Source organism: Mesorhizobium sp. WSM4837, from assembly GCF_055811435.1.
This window is the reverse complement of the sequence record NZ_JBVVQE010000134.1, coordinates 2,501-6,437: the sequence shown is the minus strand read 5'-3', so window position 1 is coordinate 6,437 and position 3,937 is coordinate 2,501. Positions and strand designations below refer to the sequence as shown.

At 54.4% G+C, this 3,937-nt stretch carries 1 tRNA gene and 2 rRNA genes; all 3 read right to left on the bottom strand.

The features are described 5' to 3' along the window. Positions 1-44: 44 nt before the first annotated feature. Positions 45-121 (bottom strand) — tRNA-Met (locus AC0L3D_RS35630). 245 nt (positions 122-366) lie between these two features. Continuing rightward, a 5S ribosomal RNA gene (rrf, locus tag AC0L3D_RS35625) occupies positions 367-481 on the bottom strand. Positions 482-801: 320 nt separating this feature from the next. After that, a 23S ribosomal RNA gene (locus AC0L3D_RS35620) occupies positions 802-3,668 on the bottom strand. Positions 3,669-3,937: the final 269 nt, after the last annotated feature.

Sequence of the window (3,937 nt, the reverse complement as noted above, 5' to 3'; positions counted from 1 at the left end):
GCAAACGCAAAACGGCCCGCGTGATGCGGGCCGTTTTGTGGATTTGGTTGCGGGGACAGGATTTGAACCTGTGACCTTCAGGTTATGAGCCTGACGAGCTACCGGGCTGCTCCACCCCGCGTCAACTAGACGGCGAATGCCGGCCGGGCAGCCCGGACTTTTTTGTTTTGTCCGTCCTTGAGGCCTTCGGCCTTTGCGAGCGGACGGGGCGCTGCTCCACCCCGCGTCAACGTCAGAAGTAAGCCTTGGCTCACTGGAATCAAGCTTGCGCCAACTGAAAGGGCCGCTTGCGCGGCCCGGGCTCCCGATTGGCGGGCCTTTTGGTAGAGAGAAGATTTTGATTTTTTTGCAACGTGCGTTTTGCAGACCTGGCAGCGACCTACTCTCCCGCGTCTTGAGACGAAGTACCATCAGCGCTGGAGCGTTTCACGGCCGAGTTCGGAATGGGATCGGGTGCAGCCGCTCCGCCATAACCACCAGGTCGGCAAAGCGCACGTTGCTCGAGAAGCTTTTTGAGCGAATAGCGATGAGAGAGTAGCGAATAGGGGACCCTATTTTCTGCTCTCTCCTGAGCTGTTCGCTGGTCTTATGTGTGCCTTTACCGTTCTTTGGTCTTGGCGCCTTTCGAAGCGAAGCTTCGCAAGGTCGACCGACCGTCGGCGCCGATGCGCCGCACCCACGTAGCGCCGCCCCAGGGCGGAACAAGCGTGAGTGAGAACAGACCATCTCGGCGCAATCCGAAGGATTGTCGCGCGGCGCAATCCGAAGGATTGTCGCCCAAAATGGGCATAGGGAATGAGAACGATCAAGCCGATCGAACTATTAGTACCGGTAAGCTTCAAGCGTTGCCGCTCTTCCACACCCGGCCTATCAACGTGGTCGTCTTCCACGGTTCTCAGGGAATACTCGTTTTAAGGTGGGTTTCCCGCTTAGATGCCTTCAGCGGTTATCCCGTCCGGATATAGCTACCCTGCTATGCGGCTGGCGCCACAACAGGTCCACCAGAGATCCGTCCATCCCGGTCCTCTCGTACTAGGGACAGATCCTTTCAATATTCCTACACCCACGGCAGATAGGGACCGAACTGTCTCACGACGTTCTGAACCCAACTCACGTACCGCTTTAAATGGCGAACAGCCATACCCTTGGGACCTGCTCCAGCCCCAGGATGCGATGAGTCGACATCGAGGTGCCAAACAACCCCGTCGATATGGACTCTTGGGGGTCATCAGCCTGTTATCCCCGGCGTACCTTTTATCCGTTGAGCGATGGCCCTTCCACGCGGGACCACCGGATCACTATGACCGACTTTCGTCTCTGCTCGACTTGTCAGTCTCGCAGTCAGGCAGGCTTATGCCATTGCACTCAGCGAACGATTTCCGACCGTTCTGAGCCCACCATCGCGCGCCTCCGTTACTCTTTAGGAGGCGACCGCCCCAGTCAAACTACCCACCATACATTGTCCCGGACCCGGATGACGGGCCGCGGTTAGACATCCATAGTGATAAGGGTGGTATTTCAAGGGTGGCTCCACCTGAGCTGGCGCCCAGGTTTCAAAGCCTACCACCTATCCTACACATGCCACTACGAATGCCAATGTAAAGCTATAGTAAAGGTGCACGGGGTCTTTCCGTCTAACCGCAGGAACCCCGCATCTTCACGGGGAATTCAATTTCACTGAGTCTATGCTGGAGACAGCGGGGAAGTCGTTACGCCATTCGTGCAGGTCGGAACTTACCCGACAAGGAATTTCGCTACCTTAGGACCGTTATAGTTACGGCCGCCGTTTACTGGGGCTTCGATTCAGAGCTTGCACCCCTCCTCTTAACCTTCCAGCACCGGGCAGGCGTCAGACCCTATACGTCGTCTTGCGACTTCGCAGAGCCCTGTGTTTTTGATAAACAGTCGCTACCCCCTGGTCTGTGCCACCCTCCTCCACTTGCGTGGAAAAGGGTCACGCTTCTTCCGAAGTTACGCGTGCAATTTGCCGAGTTCCTTCAGCATAGTTCTCTCAAGCGCCTTGGTATACTCTACCAGTCCACCAGTGTCGGTTTCGGGTACGGTCTATAAGGAGGAGCTATTTCCTGGAACCACGCAGCAGCCCGTTCAATCCGATAAGATTGGACTACCTCAATGATCCGTCACTTCCTCCAGGCCCACGAATATTAACGTGGTTCCCATCGTCTACGCATTTCTGCCTCGACTTAGGGGCCGGCTAACCCTGCTCAGATTAGCTTTAAGCAGGAACCCTTGGACTTTCGGCGGGGGAGTCTCTCACTCCCCTTACGTTACTCATGTCAGCATTCGCACTTCTGATACCTCCACCACCCCTCACGGGTATGGCTTCATCAGCTTACAGAACGCTCCGCTACCGCTCGTGATTGCTCACGAACCCTAAGCTTCGGTGTATGGCTTGAGCCCCGTTACATTTTCGGCGCAAAGACCCTTATTTAGACCAGTGAGCTGTTACGCTTTCTTTAAATGATGGCTGCTTCTAAGCCAACATCCTGGTTGTTTTGGGATCCTCACATCCTTTCCCACTTAGCCATAACTTGGGGACCTTAGCTGTAGGTCAGGGTTGTTTCCCTTTTCACGACGGACGTTAGCACCCGCCGTGTGTCTGCCGACTAGTACTCCCAGGTATTCGGAGTTTGGTTAGGTTTGGTAATCCGGTGAGGACCCCTAGCCCATCCAGTGCTCTACCCCCTGGGGTATTCGGTCGACGCTCTACCTAAATAGATTTCGCGGAGAACCAGCTATTTCCGAGTTTGATTGGCCTTTCACCCCTAGCCACAAGTCATCCCGAACTATTGCAACAGTTATGGGTTCGGTCCTCCAGTAAGTGTTACCTTACCTTCAACCTGCTCATGGCTAGATCACTCGGTTTCGGGTCTAATGCGACGAACTGAACGCCCTGTTCAGACTCGCTTTCGCTGCGCCTACACCTAGCGGTTTAAGCTTGCTCGTCACACTAAGTCGCTGACCCATTATACAAAAGGTACGTGGTCACCCAGGACGAACCTTGGACTCCCACTGTTTGTAGGCAATCGGTTTCAGGTACTCTTTCACTCCCCTTGTCGGGGTGCTTTTCACCTTTCCCTCACGGTACTAGTTCGCTATCGGTCATGCACGAGTACTTAGGCTTGGAGGGTGGTCCCCCCAATTTCAGACAGGATTTCACGTGTCCCGCCTTACTCGAGGACGATGATTTGCATTACGCGTACGGGGCTGTCACCCACTATGGCCCTACTTTCCAGAAGGTTCCGCTTGTCTCATCATCGCCACTGGCCTGGTCCGGGTTCGCTCGCCACTACTGCCGGAGTCTCGGTTGATGTCCTTTCCTACGGGTACTTAGATGTTTCAGTTCCCCGCGTTCGCCACTTTATCCCTATGTATTCAGGATAAGTTACCTATAACAGATACTTGGAAACCACAGCAGCAAGTCTGCGCGATCTCAAAGAGATCGTCGCTTAACGCTCAATCCTTTTGGGATCTCGCGCCAATTACCTGCTGCTCTGATTTTCCAAGCACCTTAGGTGGGTTTCCCCATTCGGAAATCTACGGATCAAAGGGTATTCGCACCTCCCCGTAGCTTATCGCAGCGTATCACGTCCTTCATCGCCTGTGCATGCCAAGGCATCCACCAATTGCCCTTAAGACACTTGATCGTTCTCATTGCCAATACCCATCGCGCGATCTCGAAGAGATCGTCGCCCAGCGCGATCTCGAAGAGATCGTCGCTTCAGCTAAATCCTGTGCAGGATTGTCGCCTGATGGCATTGGCACAAAAAGACCAGCTTCTCGAGATCGGTTCGAGGGTGCGGTTAGGCAAACCCATCATATGCGGGAGATTGAGCGTCTCCCGCGACAAATCACACCCCTTGCGGGCTATGAAGTTCGAACAAATCTTCTCTTTACGATGTCAAACAGAACAGGC